The 21,342-nt window shown below is 58.6% G+C and carries 21 protein-coding genes; 10 read left to right on the top strand and 11 right to left on the bottom strand.

The genetic code is table 11. The annotated features are described in order from the left end of the window. Positions 1-128: 128 nt before the first annotated feature. Together ACLM45_RS11890 and psbA are read right to left on the bottom strand one after the other, a co-directional pair. Positions 129-1,667, bottom strand: coding sequence for a bifunctional orotidine-5'-phosphate decarboxylase/orotate phosphoribosyltransferase (locus ACLM45_RS11890; RefSeq protein ID WP_415409483.1), 1,539 nt, complete (start codon positions 1,665-1,667; stop codon positions 129-131). 160 nt (positions 1,668-1,827) lie between these two features. Beyond that, the gene (gene psbA, locus ACLM45_RS11885) at positions 1,828-2,907 is read right to left on the bottom strand and encodes a photosystem II q(b) protein (protein ID WP_006040880.1); all 1,080 of its coding nucleotides are present in this window, start codon (positions 2,905-2,907) and stop codon (positions 1,828-1,830) included. A 211-nt stretch (positions 2,908-3,118) separates the two neighbouring features. On the opposite strand from psbA, the gene ACLM45_RS11880 reads away from it, so the two are divergent. From ACLM45_RS11880 to ACLM45_RS11870, 3 genes are all read left to right on the top strand, one after another. Next, entirely contained in the window at positions 3,119-3,259 is a 141-nt protein-coding gene (locus tag ACLM45_RS11880; protein WP_415409481.1) for a hypothetical protein, read from the top strand. Positions 3,260-3,282: 23 nt separating this feature from the next. Then, complete coding sequence (locus tag ACLM45_RS11875) at positions 3,283-3,642, top strand: type IV pilus modification PilV family protein (RefSeq protein WP_415409479.1); 360 nt, start codon at positions 3,283-3,285, stop codon at positions 3,640-3,642. A 494-nt stretch (positions 3,643-4,136) separates the two neighbouring features. Next, positions 4,137-4,505 (top strand): hypothetical protein, encoded by a 369-nt coding sequence (locus ACLM45_RS11870; protein ID WP_415409478.1) that lies wholly within the window; start codon positions 4,137-4,139, stop codon positions 4,503-4,505. Positions 4,506-4,507: 2 nt separating this feature from the next. Here the strand turns inward: ACLM45_RS11870 and ACLM45_RS11865 are convergent, their stop codons facing one another. Continuing rightward, on the bottom strand, positions 4,508-5,431 hold the full coding sequence (locus ACLM45_RS11865; RefSeq protein WP_415409477.1) for an aspartoacylase: 924 nt from the start codon (positions 5,429-5,431) through the stop codon (positions 4,508-4,510). Between the two features lie 50 nt (positions 5,432-5,481). On the opposite strand from ACLM45_RS11865, the gene ACLM45_RS11860 reads away from it, so the two are divergent. The 4 genes from ACLM45_RS11860 to ACLM45_RS11845 all read left to right on the top strand — a co-directional run bounded on the left by ACLM45_RS11860 (position 5,482) and on the right by ACLM45_RS11845 (position 9,670). Beyond that, on the top strand, positions 5,482-6,471 hold the full coding sequence (locus ACLM45_RS11860) for a glutathione S-transferase C-terminal domain-containing protein (RefSeq protein ID WP_415409475.1): 990 nt from the start codon (positions 5,482-5,484) through the stop codon (positions 6,469-6,471). Further along, positions 6,468-7,106, top strand: a complete 639-nt coding sequence (locus ACLM45_RS11855; protein WP_415409473.1) for a DUF2301 domain-containing membrane protein — start codon at positions 6,468-6,470, stop codon at positions 7,104-7,106. Before ACLM45_RS11860 ends, ACLM45_RS11855 begins: the two co-directional genes overlap by 4 nt. Further along, positions 7,103-9,013 carry an ABC-F family ATP-binding cassette domain-containing protein gene (locus ACLM45_RS11850; RefSeq protein WP_415409472.1) on the top strand — a complete coding sequence of 637 codons (1,911 nt, stop codon included), beginning with the start codon at positions 7,103-7,105 and terminating at the stop codon, positions 9,011-9,013. Before ACLM45_RS11855 ends, ACLM45_RS11850 begins: the two co-directional genes overlap by 4 nt. Before the next feature lie 438 nt (positions 9,014-9,451). Continuing rightward, positions 9,452-9,670 (top strand): CP12 domain-containing protein, encoded by a 219-nt coding sequence (locus tag ACLM45_RS11845; RefSeq protein ID WP_006043210.1) that lies wholly within the window; start codon positions 9,452-9,454, stop codon positions 9,668-9,670. A gap of 94 nt (positions 9,671-9,764) precedes the next feature. Here the strand turns inward: ACLM45_RS11845 and ACLM45_RS11840 are convergent, their stop codons facing one another. Beyond that, the gene (locus tag ACLM45_RS11840) at positions 9,765-9,947 is read right to left on the bottom strand and encodes a hypothetical protein (protein WP_006043209.1); all 183 of its coding nucleotides are present in this window, start codon (positions 9,945-9,947) and stop codon (positions 9,765-9,767) included. Between the two features lie 94 nt (positions 9,948-10,041). After that, positions 10,042-11,031: a GTPase ObgE gene (gene obgE / locus ACLM45_RS11835; RefSeq protein ID WP_415409471.1), complete on the bottom strand. Its 990-nt coding sequence runs from the start codon at positions 11,029-11,031 to the stop codon at positions 10,042-10,044. Between the two features lie 59 nt (positions 11,032-11,090). Between obgE and ACLM45_RS11830 the strand changes: the two genes are divergently transcribed. Further along, positions 11,091-12,323, top strand: coding sequence for an ABC transporter ATP-binding protein (locus ACLM45_RS11830; RefSeq protein WP_415409469.1), 1,233 nt, complete (start codon positions 11,091-11,093; stop codon positions 12,321-12,323). Positions 12,324-12,342: 19 nt separating this feature from the next. Here the strand turns inward: ACLM45_RS11830 and ACLM45_RS11825 are convergent, their stop codons facing one another. From ACLM45_RS11825 to ACLM45_RS11805, 5 genes are read right to left on the bottom strand one after another with little or no spacing between them, the layout of a single operon-like run. After that, positions 12,343-14,727 carry an endonuclease MutS2 gene (locus ACLM45_RS11825; RefSeq protein WP_415409467.1) on the bottom strand — a complete coding sequence of 795 codons (2,385 nt, stop codon included), beginning with the start codon at positions 14,725-14,727 and terminating at the stop codon, positions 12,343-12,345. Then, complete coding sequence (locus ACLM45_RS11820) at positions 14,727-15,125, bottom strand: VOC family protein (protein WP_006043205.1); 399 nt, start codon at positions 15,123-15,125, stop codon at positions 14,727-14,729. The genes ACLM45_RS11825 and ACLM45_RS11820 overlap by 1 nt, the downstream gene beginning before the upstream one ends. Before the next feature lie 21 nt (positions 15,126-15,146). Beyond that, positions 15,147-15,407 carry a hypothetical protein gene (locus ACLM45_RS11815; protein ID WP_415409465.1) on the bottom strand — a complete coding sequence of 87 codons (261 nt, stop codon included), beginning with the start codon at positions 15,405-15,407 and terminating at the stop codon, positions 15,147-15,149. Between the two features lie 56 nt (positions 15,408-15,463). Further along, positions 15,464-16,465 carry a porphobilinogen synthase gene (hemB, locus tag ACLM45_RS11810; RefSeq protein ID WP_006043203.1) on the bottom strand — a complete coding sequence of 334 codons (1,002 nt, stop codon included), beginning with the start codon at positions 16,463-16,465 and terminating at the stop codon, positions 15,464-15,466. Between the two features lie 50 nt (positions 16,466-16,515). Then, positions 16,516-17,505, bottom strand: coding sequence for a DnaJ C-terminal domain-containing protein (locus ACLM45_RS11805; RefSeq protein WP_415409463.1), 990 nt, complete (start codon positions 17,503-17,505; stop codon positions 16,516-16,518). A 117-nt stretch (positions 17,506-17,622) separates the two neighbouring features. On the opposite strand from ACLM45_RS11805, the gene ACLM45_RS11800 reads away from it, so the two are divergent. Together ACLM45_RS11800 and ACLM45_RS11795 are read left to right on the top strand one after the other, a co-directional pair. Then, positions 17,623-17,991, top strand: coding sequence for a hypothetical protein (locus ACLM45_RS11800; protein ID WP_415409462.1), 369 nt, complete (start codon positions 17,623-17,625; stop codon positions 17,989-17,991). A 4-nt stretch (positions 17,992-17,995) separates the two neighbouring features. Next, positions 17,996-19,636 (top strand): SulP family inorganic anion transporter, encoded by a 1,641-nt coding sequence (locus ACLM45_RS11795; RefSeq protein ID WP_415409460.1) that lies wholly within the window; start codon positions 17,996-17,998, stop codon positions 19,634-19,636. A 1,043-nt stretch (positions 19,637-20,679) separates the two neighbouring features. Here ACLM45_RS11795 and ACLM45_RS11790 read toward each other — a convergent pair. Beyond that, positions 20,680-20,844 carry a DUF3764 family protein gene (locus ACLM45_RS11790; protein ID WP_415409459.1) on the bottom strand — a complete coding sequence of 55 codons (165 nt, stop codon included), beginning with the start codon at positions 20,842-20,844 and terminating at the stop codon, positions 20,680-20,682. Positions 20,845-21,342: the final 498 nt, after the last annotated feature.

Below are 21,342 nucleotides of genomic sequence, written 5' to 3'. Positions count from 1 at the left end.
AAACCCGTCGGCGGTAAAGAAAGTCGGTTAACCGACCTTCACAATGTAAAGGGACTTTGCGCAATGTGAATGCCGACCTACCCCCTGTGCACAACAGCGCTACTCATCCCTGCGATCAGCCCCGCTGATCAATAGCCATTTTGGGAGCGCAGAGCCTCGGCTTGGCTGCTGCTGATTCGGCCTGCCTCCTCCAACAGGTCGCCGATACTTTCGAGTGTGAGCACCGCCTGAAGATTCAGGCCTGCATCAGCGAGGCGTTGTTTGGCTCGCGTGTCATGGCGACCGCCATGGTCGAGGAACACCACGACGTCGCTGACGGTGAGGCCTGAGGTGGTGAGCTTGGCGATTCCCTCCAGCACGCTGCCCCCGGTTATCAGGATGTCGTCGACGACGGCCACCGTTTCACCTTCATTGAATTCACCCTCCACCAAACGCCTGGTGCCATGGGCCTTCACCTCTTTACGCGGGTAGATCAATGGCTTGTGAAGTTGGAGTGAAAGCCCGGTTGCCGTTGGCAGAGAACCATAGGGAATGCCAGCAATTCGGTTAAAACAAAGCGGCCGCAGCACTTGGGCGTAGCAATCCAGCACACGCCGAAACAAGGCCGGGTCGGAAATGATTTGGCGGAGATCAACGTAGTAGTTGAAGATTGCGCCGCTCGCCTGCTTGAACTCGCCAAACAGCAAACAACGAATATCAAACAGGTCGATCACCAGATCCCTGAGTTCTTGCGTCATGCCTTGCTGCATTTGATCAGACTCGGCAAGCGATTGCTGCATCGATACCGAAGGCTGAGCATGGGGCCAGATCCGGCAATCATTTAATGGAACTGCCTGCGAATCCCGTCGAGCCACCAGGTGCTGTTGACGCAAGTTGTTGATTCGCTGCTTGAGAGCTGCGGTCTGTTCGTGGATGTCGTCTTGATTAAGCAGGCTCTGGGGTAACGGCAAGAGCAAGCCATCACCGGTGGCATTCAGGCCACTGGCCATGAGCCGTTGCAGATTTCCCTCTTCACCCCAAAGCGAGCGGAGCATGACAAACCGTTCTGGCGCTTCCCTACGCACGCGCGCAAGAACGCTGGGGTCACTTGTGCCAACTTCCAGAAGCACTTGATCGGGAGTCCCCCAGCTCTGGCTTTCCCTCACAACCTGTAAGTAAAGGGGCTGCTGCTCACTGGGGAAATGCTGCAGGCTTCTGGCTCCCGGGTTGGAGCTGTGGCAATTGATCAAGACACCTTTGCCCGGATAAAGCAGAAACGGCGCGGCGATGTCTTGACCTGCCAAAGGATTCAGGGTGACTGCGTCAGCGTGGAGTGTTTTGAACAGGTAAGCGGCGATGGCACTGGAGCTGTTCAGATCCCCGTGCTTGAGATCAATGATGAGAGGAAGATCGTTGGGCAGCAGTTCACGCACTTCGAGCATCAGCTCAACCCCTGCTGATCCCATGGCTTGATAGAAACCCAGACTTGGCTTGTAAGCGCAGACATGGTCAGCGGTGGCTTCAATCACCGACTTGCACCAGGAGCGAGCCTGACTGAGAAGAGAACTACCGCCAAGGCCGCACGATTCAGCCCAGCTGCGAAGCATTTCCGGATTGGGGTCAAGGCCGGTGACCAACAGAGATTGCCTGCTGCCCATCGCCTCGGTGAGTGCCGTGAAGAAACCCATGGCCCCGAGGTGTTGTTATATCCAGATTGCGCGGTCTGCCCGTCGTTCGTTATGGCTACTGCATGAAATGAATCAATTGCCCAAAACAAAAAGCCCCCACCGTGAGGTGAGGGCTTTCCGATTCAACTGACGCTGAATCTTTGGGTAAGAGACTTCAGCCTCAGCCGATGGCAGGTGCTTGCAGAGCCACAGGAGTGGACTCAGCAGCAGCCAGGTCGAGGGGGAAGTTGTGAGCATTGCGCTCGTGCATCACTTCCATGCCGAGGTTGGCGCGGTTCAGCACATCAGCCCAGGTGTTCAGGACGCGGCCCTGACCATCAAGGATGGACTGGTTGAAGTTGAAACCGTTCAGGTTGAAAGCCATGGTGCTGACGCCCAGGGCAGTGAACCAGATGCCGACCACAGGCCAGGCAGCCAGGAAGAAGTGAAGGCTGCGGCTGTTGTTGAAGGAGGCGTATTGGAAGATCAGGCGACCGAAGTAACCGTGGGCAGCCACGATGTTGTAGGTCTCTTCCTCTTGGCCGAACTTGTAGCCGTAGTTCTGGGACTCGCTCTCGGTGGTTTCACGCACCAGGGAGGAGGTCACCAGTGAACCGTGCATGGCGGAGAACAGGGAGCCACCGAACACACCTGCGACGCCCATCATGTGGAAGGGGTGCATCAGGATGTTGTGCTCTGCCTGGAACACCAGCATGAAGTTGAAGGTGCCAGAGATGCCGAGGGGCATGCCGTCAGAGAAGGAACCCTGACCGAAGGGGTACACCAGGAACACGGCGGAGGCAGCAGCCACAGGTGCGCTGTAAGCAACGCAGATCCAGGGGCGCATGCCGAGGCGGTAGGAAAGTTCCCACTCGCGACCCATGTAGCAGAAGATGCCGATCAGGAAGTGGAAGACAACCAGCTGGTAAGGACCGCCGTTGTACAGCCACTCATCGAGAGAAGCAGCTTCCCAGATGGGATAGAAGTGCAGGCCGATGGCGTTCGAGGAAGGAACAACAGCACCAGAGATGATGTTGTTTCCGTAGATCAGGGAGCCGGCGACGGGCTCACGGATGCCGTCGATGTCGACGGGGGGTGCTGCGATGAAGGCAACGATGAAACAGGTGGTGGCAGCCAGCAGGGTGGGGATCATCAGCACACCGAACCAGCCCACATACAGGCGGTTGTTGGTGGAGGTGACCCACTCGCAGAAGGACTGCCAGCCATTGGCGCCGGAGCGCTGCTGAATGGTGGTGGTCATGAGTACGGAAAAGAAGGCTCCGAAGAGCGGTTACGGAAGGGCAGGAATGCCCTGCCAGCCCGCAGTGTAAAGCAACATTGCGAAAGATATCCAGTGCTTTATGAAGTCGTTGTGAAGAAGCGTTGAGCTCCAGCCCGGCCTAGACTTGAAGGAATCGACGATCGCTAAAGAATCGCTTAAGGTTCTTAGCGTGAGTCTTTAGGAGACGCGTGTGGTCTTGATCCGATGGCTGATCGCTGGCCAACGTCTTGAAGAGACAGTGCCAACCAACCGTGCACGCCATCGGCGCAATGAGTTGGAAGCCCAGGGTGCCGTTGTGTACTGGAGCGAAAGACTGGCTGAGAGCCACTGAAGCGCCAAACTGGACTTGCTGTTATGGCAGTCATGCACCTGAAGTTCACGCCACCGTTCAGACAACTGACTTCAGGCGCCTTGGCGATCTTGGCGATCGGACTTCTCACCTCCTGCCAGTCCACAGCCAATCGCAGCTCGAGTGATTCCAGAAAACAAACGGAAGCACTAAAGCGACTTGAACAGCGCTTGCAACAACTCGAGCAACGCGTCAAGGCCCCATTGAGCGCATCGGATCAGGGGAATCGTGTGCCCCCGGGACCGATCAAATCAATCACCTTCCGCAGCGGCACAGCGGATGACCGAGTCCGTATCTACTGGGCAAACGGAGAACGAACTGATCTCCCTTGCACGCTTGAGCAAGGCACTTGGGCCTGTGGATAGGGAGACGTCCCAGTCACAAACGGACAAGACCGGAAGAGGGGTTGGCCATGCATCAACAGACCCCAACGTTCACCGTGTTGATCTTCGGCTCACATCAGTAATACGAGGCTTGGTTTTGTCGATCAGGATGGTTCTAAGGATCAGCTCCAGCCTGGTGGCCAGCGCCAATCAATCCTTGCCGTTCACCCAGACCAAGGCAGCCAATCTGGCCAGGATGCGTGCGGAATGCATGCATGAAATGGGTGCTCTCTCGTGTCTGGCCTCAAATCCGCGCAGGGGCTCCTGTTCAGCTTTCAGGGAGGCTCACCAGGGTGGGAACAGAAGATCCCTCCGCAACAACCTTCAGTTGCAACAAAGGTTCTGGTCTCCAGGGATGGAGACCGAATGCTGGACGTCCCCTACAACGGCCCGCTGTGCTGACGAATCAATCTCAGCGCAATGTTGTTGACACTCCGCCGCTGAATGAGTGCCATAGAAGAGTCTGTGAAAAGACCATGAATCTTTCAACTGTTTCAGCACTGGCCCTGATTTTTGGAGCAGGCACCCTCTCAGGTGCATCAGCGCTTGCTCAGGCGCCTGTGCCTGCATCCCAGATCAGAGCCCTGAACCTTGCCCGCAACACTGCTGTCACAGAAAACGGCGGGCTCAGCGTCTATCGCCCCCAGCCCTGCATGTTCAAAACTAGCGATGGAGGTGGTGAGTGCCTGGTGCAGGATGATGCCAACGGCTACACCTTCAACTTTCTAGGCGGACAGCCAGGCTGGCCAGAGGACGGAAGCAATCCCACAACGGAAACCGAACTTCAGGTTGCTCCCGACGGGCGAAGCGTCACCAACATCATTTACAACGGATCCCCCCGCTGACTTCACCTCAGCAGTTCGGCCAACGCCTCTTTCCAGTCTTTGGGAAGAGGCCACGTCTCCCGCTTTGTGAGGCTCAAGGCGATCGCCTTCTCGGCATAAGCCGCTTCGTTGATAAACACAGGAACTAGTCCATCCTCACCGTCAAAAACAACAGTGTTTGATTCGGCGTCGATAAACAGTGGATCCCCTGCTTTCAAGGGTTGCCAATCGCGACCCTGAAGATTGGGATGCACCAGGGCATCCGGATCACCCGAACTGCGTCTCGGCACATCCAGGCTGCCCAGATGGAGGTGAATCACAACCTGGTCGGGATAGCGAGCACTCCCGTCACGCACCGATGTGATCGCCGCCAACACAGCTTCGAGAGCCAGGCGGGTCTGTAGCACGATGTCGGAACGGCGTACGTTCTGGGGAACCGGTCCCACCTCGATCACCAGTCCACAGGGCCAGCGCTCCGCAAGAAAGCCCTGCTGCGCCGCGTCCGCTTCATGCAGATAGATCGGAAGACCCAGTCGGTGCTGAACCAACGCCGCCAATGCCAAATCGACAGGCCGGCGTCCATACACAACCAGGCAATTGCCCATCGCTGAGGTGGTGCTGTGCAGGTCCACCACCAGGTCGCAGGGCGTTTGCCCCTTCGGACCGAATTGCTTCAGCAATTCGAGTGCCTGCACCATTTCCCGATCCGACTCGGCAGCAGACTCTGATGCCTCCTTGTGGAGGTCCGGGTGGAAGGAACGGTTGAGATCTCGGTCGAGGTAGCGCCGGCCCTTCGCGCAAGCCGCAGGATTGCCGATCGCCAGCTGCACGTCGAGACCCTCGGAATCAATCAAGGCCGGATGTTGGCGCCATTGGTCGAGCAACCAGGGCCCATTGATCTCATTGCCGTGGGTACCGGCCACCACCAAAACCCGAGGCCTCACCATCCAGCACCTGGCAACGCACCCAGACTGACACCACTTTTCACTGATCGACCATGGCTTTACCTCCTCTGGTTGTTGCTACTGCCAGAGAGGGCTGGAGGTGGCAGTGGCGCCAGCTGATGCAGGGGCTTGGACCGGCTGATACCGAAGGGCGTTACCAGCGTCCTGCGAGCGACCGAATCGACGTGCTGATTCCAGATAAGTCTGGCCTGCAATTCCGTGCCGACGCGCAACGTCCACGGTTGGTGATCGGGAGAAGCTGCCCTTGGGCCCATCGCACCTGGCTGATGCATCGACTGCGTCAACTGGATGACACCCTCACCCTGTTGATGGCCACAGCTGATCACCGCGCCGGACGCTGGTCCCTCGTTCCAGCCTGGCTGGGCTGTGACTCTCTGCTCGCTCTGTATCGGCATTGCGGCACTCCGCCCCATCACAGGGCCACCGTTCCAGCCCTGATCGATCCAGGGGAGGAGGCTGAGCCCACTCCCCAACTTCTGGGGAATGACAGCGCTGCACTCACCGAAACGCTCAATCAATGGCCAGGGGGGAAAGGAGCCATGGACTTGGCTCCCGCCGCTCTGGAGCCAAACATTCAACGCTGGCTCCAGCTCTTGCAGCCAGCCGTCAACGATGGCGTCTACCGATGCGGCTTCGCACGCACGCAGAAGGCTTACGACGAGGCCAGCGCAGCCTTGTTCTCAGCACTGGACGAGGTAGAGGCCGCATTGCAGCACCAGGGCCCCTGGCTCTGCGGCGCGCAACCCACCATCGCGGATGTGTGCCTGTTCCCCACGTTGATCCGCTGGGAGCTGGTCTACGCCCCACTCTTTGGATGCAACGCCCAGCCGTTGTGGATGTTCCCGGCGCTATGGAGCTGGCGTCAATCCTTCTACGCCCTTCCAGGGGTTGCAGAAACCTGCGATGGCGAGGCCTGGCGCGCCGATTACTTCGGCGCCCTTTTCCCGTTGAATCCCGGCGGCATCATTCCAGCGGGGCCGGATCTCTGCACACTGATAAAGAGTTCACCGGCATTGCCATGACCAAAGCCGATCCCCAGTTTGAAGGCGTCTATGGCTCCTATGCAATCACCGAACAGGATCGGCAGGAGGTGCGTCGGTATCGGATTGCGCTGCTGGTGAGTGGCCTTGCACTCAGTGCCGGTCTTCTGCAGTGGTGGCAGCTCGGCAGTGAACTGGCCTGGCTCTGGGTCTTGCCACTCGCCTCTGCCCTCGGATTGGCGCTGCGCTGGATCCACATCTACCTGCGTCCGTTGCACCAGGCCTTGCAGCTGTTCTGGTTGCTGGGATGTCTGGGATGGTGCGCCTTGCTGGCTCTGAACGGCCCAGCCGCTGCCCTGCCAACCCTGCAACGCCACCCCTTGTGGATCCTGGCGATCGGTCCCCTATTCGCGGCAATGGCCGGCATCGGTTTCAAAGAATTCTTTTGTTTCCGCAGGCCTGAGGCCATCGGACTCACCCTGTTACTGCCCATGGCACTCCTGGGGAGATTGAGCAACCTGCTTCCAGCAGACGTCTGCCTTGCATTGCTCACGACGGCTGCTCTGCTCCTGGTGATCTTGGCGGTCCGCAAGTTCGGAATGGACCCAGCCGCCGATATCGGCGATAAGAGCGTGTTTGCTTACCTGGAAGCGCAGCGCAACGTCGTCACCCCGTGAGTCTGATCAGCCTTGTTGATGCGTCCAAGGACTTCGGGATCCGCACACTGTTTGAGGGCCTCACCCTGCATGTGCAGGAGGGAGATCGTCTCGGGCTGATTGGCCCCAATGGAGCGGGGAAATCAACCCTGTTGAGGGTGCTCGCAGGGCTGGAGCCCCTCGGCAGCGGAGAGCGTCGCTGTTCAGCCCGACTGCGGGTGGAACTGGTGGGGCAAGAGAGCCGAGTGAATCCGGGATTAACGGTGCTGGAGCAGGTTCTGGCTGGATGCGGCAAGAAAAGGGATCTGCTTCTGCGCTTTAGCGAGGTCTCGGAAGCCGTTGCAAAAACGCCGGATGACACGGCCCTGATGGGTGAGCTGGGAGCGCTCAGCGAACGCATGGATGAAGAGGAGGCCTGGGCGCTGGAGCAGCAGTGTCAGGAGGTGCTGCAACGCCTGGGAATCTCCGACTTACATCGGCCCGTGGAGGATCTCTCCGGCGGATACCGCAAGCGGGTGGGATTGGCCTCAGCCCTGGTGGCCTGCCCCGATGTTCTCCTACTGGACGAACCCACGAACCATCTCGATGCGGCGGCGGTGGAGTGGCTTCAGAGCTGGCTGGATCGCTATCCAGGCGCCGTGGTTCTCGTGACCCACGATCGTTACGTCCTGGATCAGGTGACCCGTCGGATCGTGGAAGTCGAACGGGGGGTCGCCAGCAGCATCGACGGAAATTACAGCGCCTATCTGCAACGCAAGGCCGACCAGGAGGTGGCCGATGCCGCGGAAGCCGCTCGCTTCAAAAGTGTGATGCGTCGCGAACTGGCCTGGCTGCGCCAAGGTCCGAAAGCGAGAAGCACCAAACAGAGAGCCAGGATCGAAAGGATTGAGGCCCTTAAGGCGTCACCGACGAAGCAAGCCAAGCAGGAGCTGGCGATGAGCAGCGTCAGTCGGCGCATCGGCAAGGTCGTCATTGAGGCTGAGGAGCTCACCGTCACAACGGATGGCCAGCCGGGCGGGCCCTCACTGCTGCGGGATTTCACCTACAGCTTCAGCCCCGAGGATCGAGTCGGGATCATCGGCCCCAACGGCAGCGGCAAATCCACCCTTCTCGATCTGATCGCTGGCCGCCGCCAGGTCACCAGCGGCTCCCTGCGGCTGGGTGACACGGTCCACCTCGGCTACCTCGATCAGCACACGGATGCTCTCAGCGAGGGACGCGGTCTCGAAAGGAAGGTGATCGAATTTGTAGAGGAAGCAGCCTCCAGGATCGAACTAGCTGGCGAACAGTTGAGTGCATCCCAGCTTCTGGAACGGTTTTTGTTTCCCCCTGCCCAACAGCACAGCCCCCTGAACAAACTCTCGGGTGGCGAACGCAGGCGTCTGAGTCTCTGCCGGATGTTGATCCAGGCTCCGAATGTGCTGTTGCTGGATGAGCCAACCAACGATTTAGACGTGCAAACCTTGAGCGTTCTCGAGGATCTGCTCGAGGATTTCCGTGGCTGCGTCGTTGTGGTTTCGCACGATCGCTACTTCCTCGACCGCACGATTGATCGTTTGTTCTGTTTCGAAGACGGTCGTCTGAAGCGGTTCGAAGGCAACTACAGCGCCTTCCTTGACCACAAACGTGCCTTGGAGAAGAACAGCTCCGAGCCATCGTCTGTTCCGAAAGGGACCGCCAGCTCCAAGAAGAAGCTGAAGAAAGCCTCCGATTCAGGCCCACGACGCCGCAGTTTCAAGGAGTCCAGAGAACTGGAAACTCTGGAGCAGACATTGCCAGACCTTGAAAAGCGCAAGGCTGATCTGGAAGAGGCGATCGGGTCAGGCCAGGGAGACCTCACCAACCTCAGTCAAGATCTGGCGACACTGCTCGAACGAATTCAGGAGAGCGAAGAGCGCTGGCTTGAACTCAGTGAACTGGCTCCCTGAGTGAACAACGCTGTCGACAGGGATATGACGACTCGATAGGCAAGGGGCAACCCAGCGGAGCTGTGGCCGTCCAGCCCGTGGAGCCGGACTGGATCCACCTCCAAATGATGCGAGGTCATTGGATCCCCCATCTGTTGCAAGTCGAGATCGAGTGACCATTTCACCTGAATCTGTTCCAACACCTCGCAGGCTTCCGGAATGGAACGGAAGCGTTGATCCAGAACACCCTTCCCTCTTCATCCATGAAGTGGCGACCTTGTCGCTGCTGGATCCTCACCATGGAATTGAGGCCTCTGCAGCTCTTCTTGTAGCGATTAACACAAGGGCGTAACAAGCGTGTTGTTACGGAAACCTCGTCTTCGCTCCCATCGCTGGCATGTCTGTCCAACAGCCGTATGGTGTGATTGTCGCCATTGGCCTGGACGCGCCAACGATTCCATGAAATCCATCGACGAGCACATCAAAAAGGACCAGTCCGAACTCGAGACGGCCAAGGCAGAAGGGAACGATGCCAAGGTGCGTCACATCAGCGAGGAGCTGGAATCCTTGCAGGAGTACAAAAAGGAGCATCCTGAAGATTCCCACGACCCAACGCCTTTGGAGCTGTATTGCGAAGCCAACCCAGAAGCTGACGAATGCCGTGTCTACGACGACTGACCTGCAACGAGAGTGAATTAGCACTCACAAATAGGCGGGGCTAACACCCCGCCTATTTTGTTTCTAATTCTCCGTCTCAATCAGCAAAAGAGAGTCAAAGATCCTCATTGAACTCGGAGGGACTGCCGGTGAGGCTACAAACAACCGACTCCTCAGGTTTCAACTCACGAACTTCAGCGATCGGACGACCGCGGCGTCGGAGCGCTTCAATTTCTTCACGGGTCTGGCAGCGGGCGATCAGTTGACCCTGATCGTCAAAGCAAGTGAAAAAGGTCATTCATTCTGGTTCGACATCGATTCCTTTATGGCCAGGACATCGGCGCAGCACAAGGGCGGATGAGCCCCTCCACACAGGGGCAAACCGGAAGCTGTCACACACCAAGCTGCTGCCAAACCTGATCCAACAAAGCATCGAGCCCCTTACCCATCACAGCGGAAATCAGCAGAGGACGACGCCCACTCAACGCGTCTAGCCGTTCCAGCAGATCGTCTCTCCCCTGCTCATCGAGAAGTTCGAGTTTGTTCACCACCAGCAAGCGCGGACGGCTGACCAGCCCATGTCCATAGGCCTCGAGCTCCTTTTCCACCACTCGCAGATCACCAAGGGGATCTTCGGCTCCTCCATCCACCAGATGAATCAGTAGGCGGGTGCGCTCGATGTGCCGCAGAAAGTCATGGCCCAGGCCAGCGCCTTGAGCGGCTCCAGCAATCAATCCTGGAATGTCTGCAAATACAGTGCCGTCGCCCGAGGGCCTGCGCACCACTCCGAGATTCGGCACCAGGGTGGTGAAGGGGTAGTCGGCAATTTTGGGGCGGGCTGCAGAGAGAACACTAATCAGAGTGCTTTTGCCAGCATTGGGTAGTCCGATGATTCCCACCTCAGCCAGCAGTTTGAGCTCGAGCTGCAGCGGCCACTCCTCGCCGTCCCTGCCTTCGGTGCACTTCTCGGGAGCGCGATTGCGGTTGCTGAGGTAGTGCGCATTCCCAAGACCGCCTCGACCGCCGAAGGCCACCGTGAGCCTCTCCCTTGGGTTCGTGAGATCACCCAACAAGATTCCCGTTTTGAGATGACGCACCTCGGTTCCACAAGGCACCTTGATGACAAGAGGTTGTCCGGAAGCACCGGTGCAGCGGTTGGGACCACCGCGACGACCGTCGATGGCCGCGAACAGACGCTTGTATTTGAAATCCAGAAGAGTTTGGAGGTTGGCGTCTGCTTCCAGCACCACATCGGCGCCATGCCCACCATCTCCGCCCGAAGGCCCCCCGGCAGGGACATACTTCTCCCTTCGGAAGGCCACGATGCCGTCGCCACCGCGCCCCCCCCGCACGGTGATGCGTGCCTGATCGATGAACTGCACGAAACCCCTCGATGGGTTCAACCACCAACCCTAGGATCGTGCAGTGCCGGAGATTGGGCTTGGCAGGCGTTTGCTTTAAGGCGCTCAGCAAGAGCTATCCACCCCGGGGAGGGTCCGATCCGGTCGAGGTGATCCGTGAGCTCTCTCTGACGATTGAAGACGGGGAATTTCTGGTGCTGGTCGGCCCATCAGGCTGCGGGAAAAGCACACTCCTACGCCTGATGGCGGGCCTGGAAACCCCGAGTTCAGGAGAAATCTTCATTGGAGACCATCCCGTCAGTCGCCTGCGTCCGGCCCAACGCAATGTGGCCATGGTGTTTCAGAGCTACGCGCTCTATCCCCACCTCAGCGTGCGGGACAACCTGGGGTTTGGATTGAGGCGCAGTCGTCAACGCACCGTTCTGCAGCAGATCCAAGACCAGCTGCATCGCACCACCCGACGCTTTCCTCAGCCTCTCTCGCTGAGTTCTCCCCGGGAAGCGCGCCTGGAAATCCGGGTGAATGAGGTCGCCGAGGCCCTCGAACTTGATCAGCTTCTAGACCGGCGCCCGAAGGAGCTCTCTGGGGGCCAGAAACAACGGGTGGCGCTGGGACGGGCCATGGCACGGCAACCGGACGTCTTCTTGATGGATGAGCCTCTGAGCAATCTGGATGCCAAGTTGCGCGGAAGCACCCGAACGCGCATCGTTGATCTGCAGCGACAGCTGGGCACCACCACGCTGTACGTGACCCATGATCAGGTGGAAGCGATGACCATGGGGCACCGGATCGCGGTGCTGAATCAGGGCCGGTTGCAGCAGCTGGGCACACCGATGGAGCTCTACCGCTGGCCCTCAAATCTGTTTGTCGCCCAGTTCATCGGAAGCCCGCCGATGAATGTGCTTCCCGTAACGGTGGCCTCAGCGGGGACATTGCTTCTCGGTGAGCGACGTCTGCCGGTCGAAGGCGTCCTCGCCGATGCGCTGCCCGCTTTGGAGGGGCAATCGTTAAACGGCGGAATCCGCCCGGAACAACTTCGGATTGCACCTGCCACCAACCGCAACCTCCCAGCTGATGTCAGTCACAGTGAAGTGCTAGGCAACGAACAACTGATCACCTGCCGGCTGCTGGATGGCGGACATTTGATTCAGGTTCGGGCCGATCCTGACCTGGACGCCACACCGGGATCCAGAGTTCATCTTGAGGCCGAGCCCACAGGCTGGCGACTCTTTGATCGCCTGGGAGAGGCCATTGCCAGGCCTCTCCCCCCCCGATCAAGTGAAAACGAGCCGCTTCTGCCCAACCTGGGCTGACTGGCGCTCGAGAAGATCCTCATCGCACCCACACCACACTGCAGCCGGCTCCCCCGTCTCCCTGTTCAGCATCCACAACCCGTTCCACATACGGCAGGGACTGAAACCAGTCCCTGAGGCCACGCTTGAGCCGTCCGGTGCCGATGCCGTGAATCACCCACACAGGACCACTGGCCCCGCGCAGCACCTCTTCAACGGTCGACTCGGCTTCATGAACGCGCATTCCGCGCACATCCACGGTGTTTCTTGATGTCCGCACCTCGGCACTGCCGCTCCCCCGCCGAGCCTTCACCCGCACCTGCACCACTGGAGCGGCTGGGGGGTCAGGCTTGCGTCCGTCCAGGCTTTCGACAGCCGACAGTTCAACGGTGCTGCGCATCACTCCGCAGCGCACCTGAAGCTGCAGACCATCGTCAGACACTTTCAGAACCTCAGCGGCCTTGCCGAGGGCCAGCAAGCGGATGCGTTCTCCCACTTGCGGTCGCCAGCCTTGATGCCGGCGACGTTCCGGCTCAGGACGGTGGCGATCCTCGAGTTTGCGCAGCCGCTGCCCCGCTTGTCTTGCTGTTTCGCCATCGGCCCCATCATCACGGAGACGTCGGATCAGTTGGCGCACTTCTTTCTGGCCGGCACGGATCGAGGTCTCCAGGCGTTGCCGTCCCTGTTCCTGCCGTTCAGCGGAATGCTGTTTCTGCTTCTCCCAACGCTGCAGGAGTTCTTCATGCAGCAGTTCGGTCCTTGCGAGGAGCGCCGCTGCATCTTCCGCTGCGGCCTGTTGGCGCATGCGCTGTTCTTCAAGGCCGCGAATCACGGTGTTCACCTCACCATCTCCGACAGGAGCAAGCAGGGCGCGTGCTTCATCGATCACACTGCCTTCAAGGCCTAGCCGGGTGGCGATCGCCAGCGCATTGCTACGACCTGGAATCCCCCAGAGCAGGTGATAAGTCGGCGACAGCGTCTCGCTGTCGAAGGCAACCGACGCATTCTCAAAGCGCGCATCGCTGTACTTGAGAGCCTTGAGCTCGCCGAAATGGGTGGTCGCCACAGTGAGCCGTGCACGATCGGCCAGGGTGCGCAACAGTGCTGTTGCCAGAGCCGTGCCTTCACTGGGATCGGTACCGGCACCGACCTCATCCAGCAGCACCAAAGCAGGAGCCGGCCCGGAACGAATCGCCTCCAGGATGCGACCGATCCGTTTCACATGACCGCTGAAGGTGGACAAGCTCTGCTGCAGCGATTGCTCATCGCCGATATCAGCTAGCACCTGGGCACACCAGGGAAGGGTGGGGCTGCCACTGCACGGCACCCACAGTCCTGCCCGCGCCATCAAAGCTGCCAAACCGATGCTCTTGAGGGTGACTGTTTTCCCACCGGTGTTTGGCCCGGTAATCGCCACCACACGCAGAGAAGACGACACCTCAACACTGACGGGCACAACGGTTGGCCCCTGCTCGTTGCGCTCCTGCCAGACGAGCAGCGGATGGCGCAAGGTTCTCAGCTCGAATGGAGCATCAACAGCGGACTCCAAACGGGGAGGAACCGCACCGAGCCACTGCCCATAGCGGCCACGGGCCAAAGCCAAATCCAATTTGAGCAGCACCTGCATCAGATGCTGGAGTCCCTCAACCTGCTCAGCGACAGCTGCACTGAGCTCCGCGAGCACCCGCTGTTCCTCCTCACGGATCCGGCCATCCACATCAGCGAGCTTGTTCCCCAGATCGATCACCGATTTGGGTTCCACGAACATCGTGCTGCCGGATGCGGAGCTGTCGTGCACCATTCCCGGGCACTGTCCACCGGCACCGGCTTTCACCGCCAGCACGGGCCGGCCGTGGCGCTCGGCAATCACGGTGTCTTGGAGATGGGCGGCCCAACGCCTGATCACGTCCTGCAACCTGTCCCGGCGTCTGGCCCGCAGCTCCTGCCACTGCCGCCTCAGACCATCAAGCCCAGGGCTGGCTCGGTCAGCAACCCGTCCCCCCTCTTCAATGGCGAATTTCAAGCGCTGCTCGAGATCGGGGAAGGTCGCCACATCCCTGAGGAGTGTTGTGCACACCGGGCGCAGCTCCGGTTCATCGATCTGGCGACGCAAGCGACGGGCAGCGGCCAGGGTGTTGGCCACATCTAAAAGCTCCTCACCCGAAGCCGTCCCCCCTTTACTGCAGCGCAACAGGGTGCGAGCGAGATCACTCACACCTTGGAAACTCAGCCCACCCTCGAGAACACCGTCCAGAGAGCCCATCTCCTGGGTCTGGGCCTGAAGGGCGAGGCTGTCTTGGAGCGAGGCCGGGAGGGCATCGATTTTGCAGTGACGACGTCCCTGCACGGTGCTGGCGAAACTGGCGAGATGGTCACAGAGCCGCGGCCACTCCAGCAGCTCCAGGGTTTCCTGAAGAGCAGACATCAATCAGCTGTCGTCACTCCTGATTGATTGGAAGGAATGCCACCTGGAGGCTCATAGAGCATTTCGAGCCAATTGCCGTCAGGGTCACGCAGATAGAAGGAGGCTGTGCCGTCGCGATGATCATGGACGGCTCCAACAGCGACACCCGAAGCCTTTAGTTGATCATGCACCACATCCACTTCAGAACGGTCACGGAAGTGGAAGGCAAAGTGGGGGCCTGCGGCTTTGTAATTCGGTCCCAACAGAGCCAGGCCATCACGTGACTTGACGGCTTCCAGGTAACACCAGTCGTCTGCTTTCCAGACCATCTCCATCCCCAGCTGAGAATAAAAAGCCACAGCCCTTTCCATATCCTCAACGCGGATGGCGACGTGCCCCAAGCGCTCCACCACAGGCATGGACTGGTTCTCGAATAAAAATCATTCTGAATGGTGCCCGACGTCCGGCGAGAGGGATTCGGGGCTCCGCTCGTGCGCTAGAGACTCTGGACGGGCGCCATGGGCAAAGGAAATTCCCCATGACGTGCGGCAGACACATCCAATCGAGAAGCAGATGAGTCCACTTCCCAGCAGTAGAAATCCCTCAGAGCGATCCTGACGATCACCGCTGGTCAGCAGATGCCCAGCGAGAATGAAGGCCACGGATGCACAGACGAAAGGGAGAGGGCTCCAGAAACGCATCGGACGACCTGAAGCCATAAAGCGACGAGCACTGACTCCTGATTAGCTCGCTTCTGCTAACCCTGCTTCAACCATTCAGCGGCATCACAAGCGTGATACGTGAGGATCAGATCCGCACCGGCACGCTTGAAGCTGAGCAGAGTCTCCAGCACCAAGGCCTTCTCGTTGATCCAGCCACGCTCGGCGGCCGCCTTCACCATGGAGTACTCACCACTGACGTTGTAAGCCGCGATGGGCAACTCCGACTCTTCCCGCAAGCGATGAATGATGTCGAGGTAAGCGAGACCGGGCTTCACCATCATGATGTCAGCCCCTTCCTGTTCATCGAGCTGGGCCTCGGTGATGGCCTCACGGGCATTGGCCGGATCCATTTGATAGGTGTCCTTGTTACCAGGAATTGGCTTGCTTCCAGCAGCCCGGGGCGCGGAATCAAGAGCTTCGCGGAAGGGCCCGTAATACGCCGATGAGTATTTGGCTGTGTAGCTGATGATGCCCACATGCTCGAAACCTTCGTCATCGAGGGCTTCGCGGATCGCCCCGACCCGGCCATCCATCATGTCGCTGGGTCCGATCAAGTCAGCACCGGCTCTGGCCTGGGCAACGGCCTGTTTGCAAAGCAACTCGATCGTTTCATCGTTCAGAACCACACCCTGTTCGCTGACGATGCCGTCATGGCCGTCGCAGGAGTAGGGGTCGAGGGCCACGTCCGTCATGATCGCCATTTCCGGGAGCTCTTGCTTGAGCTGGCGAATGGCACGCGGAATCAATCCGTTCTCGTTGAAGCATTCGGCACCATCTTCGGTTTTGAGTCCCTCAGAGACCTTCGGAAACAGAACGATGCAGCGGATTCCAAGCTCCCAGGCGCGCCTCACCTCAGAGGTGAGCTGCTGCAAGCTCCAGCGATTGGCCCCAGGCATGGCCCCAATTGGCTCCACCTCCGCACCTTCGTGCACGAACAGCGGGTAAATGAAATCAGCAGGCGACAGATTGGTTTCGCGCACCATGGCCCGCAGAGACGCAGTACGACGCAGGCGACGTGGGCGGTAAGTGAGGTCCATCAGCAGGACAAATCGAGGACGTGATCGTAGGCGGCAAGCCTGACAGGTCTTCAGAGCCGGGCGGTTTGAATCCAATCGCGGCGCGGATCATCGCCGCGTTCCTCACGCAATCGCTCAAGCAGAGAGCGCTGCGTCTCAGACCACTGGGAAGGCCACTGCAGGCTGAGGGTGAAAAGGAGGTCTCCCCGGCCGGTTTTCAGCGGCCAACCCTTGCCCTTCAGCCGCAGACTGCGGCCTGGGCTGGTGCCCGCGGGGATCGAGACTTCGGCTTCGCCGTCCGGTGTTATCACGGTAACGATGCCTCCGAGCGCCAACTCATCGAGAGCCACAGGAAGATCAGCACGCAGCTGATCACCGTCGAAGCGCCACACGGGGTGAGCCTGAACCTCAAGGTTCAGATAGAGATCGCCGCGACGCCCGGTTCCTGGCTGAAGGTTGCCCTTGCCCTTGAGACGGAGGCGGGAACCGTTCTTCACTCCCGCAGGGATGCGCACCTGTACCCGTTCATCATTCACGGAAAGCATGCGCTCACCACCACGGAAAGCCTCGGCGAAACTCACTTTCACCGTGGCTTCAGCATCGAGATTCACCGGAGGGCGTGAAGCTCCTCGAGGAAAGCCGCCCCCAGCAAAACCGCCAGGAAATCCACCACCAGGAAATCCACCGCCCGAGAAACCACCCGGTGCACCGCCGAAACCACCACCGCCTTGTCCGCCGAATCGACCAAGAAGGTCATTGATGAAATCGTCGAAATTGCCGTAGCGGCCGAAATCAACATCACCCATCCCGGCACCGCCACTGCCGGCCTGATTCCAGTACTGCCCAAATTGCTCGTACCTCTTGCGCTTCTCAGGATCCGACAAGACCTCATAGGCCTCGCTCACTTCCTTGAACTTGGCTTCAGCCGTCTTGTCACCCGGATTCACATCCGGGTGGTACTGGCGCGCCAGTTTTCGAAACGCCCGCTTAATGGCATCAGCATCAGCGCCACGATCCACCCCGAGCACCTTGAAGTAATCGCGGTACCCACTGCCGGCCATGATGATCCTTCAGTCCCAAGGACTCCACTGCCACTGAGTCTCCCAGTTCCATCCGGGGTTCGGCACCGTTAGGTCAGGCCGGATGCCCGTACGCCTGAGCGCACGTACATTCTCGAAATGATCAGATTCTTATTTCTCGGCATCATCTCCAGTGCCAACATCGGCCTTTTGGGTGCAGGGTTGGTCCGTTCAGCCCCCGACCCGGCCGTCCTTGCCGACCACCTCAGCAAAACGCAGGTTCTGTACTACGGCTCCTGGCGTTGTCCAGCCTGCCAGGCTCAGGGGCGGCTGTTCGGCGACGCGGTCAGCAACCTTCCGTACGTGGAATGCGGCAAACCCAAAGAGCTTCCGATTCAGGCCGCTGCCTGTAAAAACGCTCGAATTCGAGCCTATCCAACTTGGATTCTTCCGACTGGTGAACGCCGCGAGGGTGTCCAGTCGCTCGAGGAACTTCAGGTATGGACAGGGATGAGCACGACACCCTGAGGCGATGAACAAACGCCGGCACGCTCTCATCCACGGCTTTAGCTGGAAGCATTGGCGCGGAGACCTCTCGGGCGGTCTCACTGCTGCGGTCGTGGCACTACCTCTGGCATTGGCCTTCGGCAATGCAGCCCTCGGTCCGGGTGGTGCGATTTACGGTCTTTACGGAGCCATCGTGACGGGCTTTCTTGCAGCCCTATTCGGGGGAACCCCTGCACAGGTGAGCGGACCAACAGGGCCGATGAGCGTCACAGTGGCAGGGGTTGTAGGCAGCCTCGCAACCGTTGGCGTCAGCCGGGAACTCAATGGCGGAGAGCTGCTGCCGTTGGTGATGGCTGCCGTGGTGATCGGTGGACTCATTCAGATCCTGCTGGGCGTGCTGCGACTCGGTCGTTACATCACCCTCGTGCCCTATTCCGTGGTCTCGGGTTTCATGTCTGGCATCGGGATGATTATCCTGTGCCTACAAATCGGTCCGCTGCTGGGAATCAACAGTCGCGGTGGTGCGATTCAGTCTCTTCAGATGGTGGTGGCCGATTTCAGGCCTGAGCCGTCGGCGCTTTTGGTTAGTGCCGCCACCTTGCTGGTGGTCTTCGGTACTCCACGTTTGATCAGCAAGGTGGTTCCTTCGCCTCTGCTGGCGCTCGTTGTGATCACACCCCTGTCTTTGTGGCTCTTTCCAGACCAGTTGACGCGCATCGGCAGCATTCCAGAAGGGGGGCTCACCTTCATGGTTCCCAACTGGCGGGACCACCTGCCTGTGCTGATGAGAGCCGGGGTGGTGCTGGCCGTCCTCGGTGCGATCGATTCCCTGCTCACCTCACTGGTCGCCGACAACATCAGCTACACACGCCATCGCTCCGATCGAGAACTGGTAGGCCAGGGCATCGCCAACAGCGTGGCGGGTCTTCTCAGCGGTCTTCCTGGAGCGGGGGCCACGATGCGCACGGTGATCAATATCAAGTCCGGTGGTCGCACACCCCTCTCAGGGATGACCCATTCGGTTGTGCTCCTGCTACTGCTGCTGGGAGCCGGTCCCCTGGCAGAAGGAATCCCCACCGCTCTACTGGCTGCAATCTTGATCAAGGTGGGATTCGACATCATCGATTGGGGCTTCCTACGCCGCGCGCACCGTCTCTCCTTCAAAACAGCTCTGGTGATGTGGGGCGTTCTGCTGATGACGGTGTTCTGGGACCTGATCGGTGCGGTGCTGGTCGGCATGTTCGTAGCAAACCTGCTCACGATCGAATCACTCACCGACCATCAGCTCGGCACCATGAACGTGGATGCAGCTCCTCTGGATGAGGAGGAACAGACCCTGCTGGAACGCTGCGGAGACCAGCTCATGTTGTTCAGGATGCAAGGGCCACTCAGTTTCGGTGCAGCCAAAGGCATCAGTGAACGGATGATGTTGGTGCGGCAATACACAATTCTGCTGCTGGACATTACTGACGTTCCACATCTGGGAGTGACGGCCAGCCTGGCGATCGAACGCATGGTGCAGGAGGCTGCGCAGCACGATCGACAAGTGCTCGTGGCCGGTGCGGCAGGCAAGGTAAAACGCCGTCTAGAAATGTTCGGGATTCCATCTCTCGTGGACACCCGCCTGGCAGCTCTGCGTGAAGCTGATCAACGTCTCAACAGTTGAATCATGAGCTTAATCGTCTTTCGATGATAGAGACGATCCGCATGGGCTCCTCCAGCTAGCGCTGACTGGAACGAATCAAAACGGTGAAACGGATCAAGTCCTCGCAGACATCAATGCAGAGATCAACCAAACGGTGGCGATAGGAAGACCCGTTCATCGTGCAGTCGTCATTGCAATCAACCATGGAGCGAGGAACACTGATCCGATTCGTGATGCAGATCATCCGCATCCAACGGCCCAAAATGCGAATGGCGAGTGTTTGTCATCTTGTGGACCTCGAGGCTGCACTTTGGAGCGGGATCCAATCGATCTAATTGTTTAAGACACCACTCAGATTTCCATACAGTCCGGACGAGCACCAGAACTTTGCCTCCAACCCAACCACCAATTCAAAGAGCTCTTGCGCCTTCGGATGAACCGACGACTTTGACGCCAACACCCATTGCCACGAGGAGGCGCCAAGCCACCAGGGTGAACCAGCGCAAGCGGGAGTTAGCTCGAAACAAACCATACAAAGCAAGGATTCATGGTGGATCGCCGCTCACCTGACCGGATTGGAACGCCTCGAGAGGACGACCGAAACCAATGGGCGCTTACCCGCACTGGAGCGCAGAAAGCAAGCTGATTAACCTCAAAGAATGAATACATCAGCGTGAAGCCGTCCACAAGCTTCAGAGCCAAACCAGAGGAAGGCGGGTTAACCCATGATCCATTCGCTATTAATCGCACAGCTTCTGTTCGCAAGCGATTACCAAGGCTGGGTCGACAGTCAGACCCCTGCAGAACTGTGCCAGGAGTACCAAGACGGAAAGATCGAACAACAATATCTACCGGGAGGACGTTCGCAAACACCCTGCGGGGAGGGAACCTTTGACGACCCTCTAGATTACATCTCTCAATAAAAGAATCAATGTCAATAGCAATTGAACCGCTGATCAAACATCAAGATAGGAACGAGTCACCGTGCTTTCGATAACGTGGCTAGCGCCGAGGATCATCTCCATATTGTCTTCAAAGATCTTGTGCGCCACTTCCACAGGGCCCTACTGAACCGCGAAAACTTTGCATGGATTGTCTTTGCTAACACTGCGAAAAAGTGATTTCAAACCCGCAGCGGCGTGCATCTTGGCAACATCATCGCTGTCGCAGATCACAGCCCACTTAGCAAATGGAACACTGAGGTTCAAAGCCCCAACGGTGGTTTCCATAAAACTTTGGAAGATCATTGATAGAAGCACTTATTCCGCGATTGATCCCTATGCGCCACAACACGAAGCGTACGGACCCAGCGACCAGAGGACCTTTAAACCCAATCAAGACTCACGACCCCTTACGATTAGCGTAGCTATATCTAAAAGACACCATGGAGTTTTCAATCGTCATTCTCAATCAGTTTGTTGACCACTATCCAACAATCGAGTGGAGCAACTGGAAAGATGACAATAGCAAGCAAATGAAAAGCGAAGGTGATCACTGGGCCAAGGCGACCCTCTCAGGAACAGATATCTGGTCTTGCCTGGACACCCATCAGATCGATCCGAACCACCTCGTGCAATGGAGGCCTCTCAACGAGACCCTGCACAAGGTCAGTCTCCCAAGCAGAACAACGACAAAATAAGCAGCAACAGTATCTTTTGCATTCATCGGTGGAGGCCGATGAAAGCCGCATCGATACAAGCGGAAACTGCATTAGCCACAGGATGTTC

This window comes from Synechococcus sp. A10-1-5-9, assembly GCF_047716785.1.
GTDB lineage: Bacteria > Cyanobacteriota > Cyanobacteriia > PCC-6307 > Cyanobiaceae > Synechococcus_C.
Note: the sequence above shows the minus strand (reverse complement) of the source record. Positions and strands in the feature narration are given on the sequence as shown.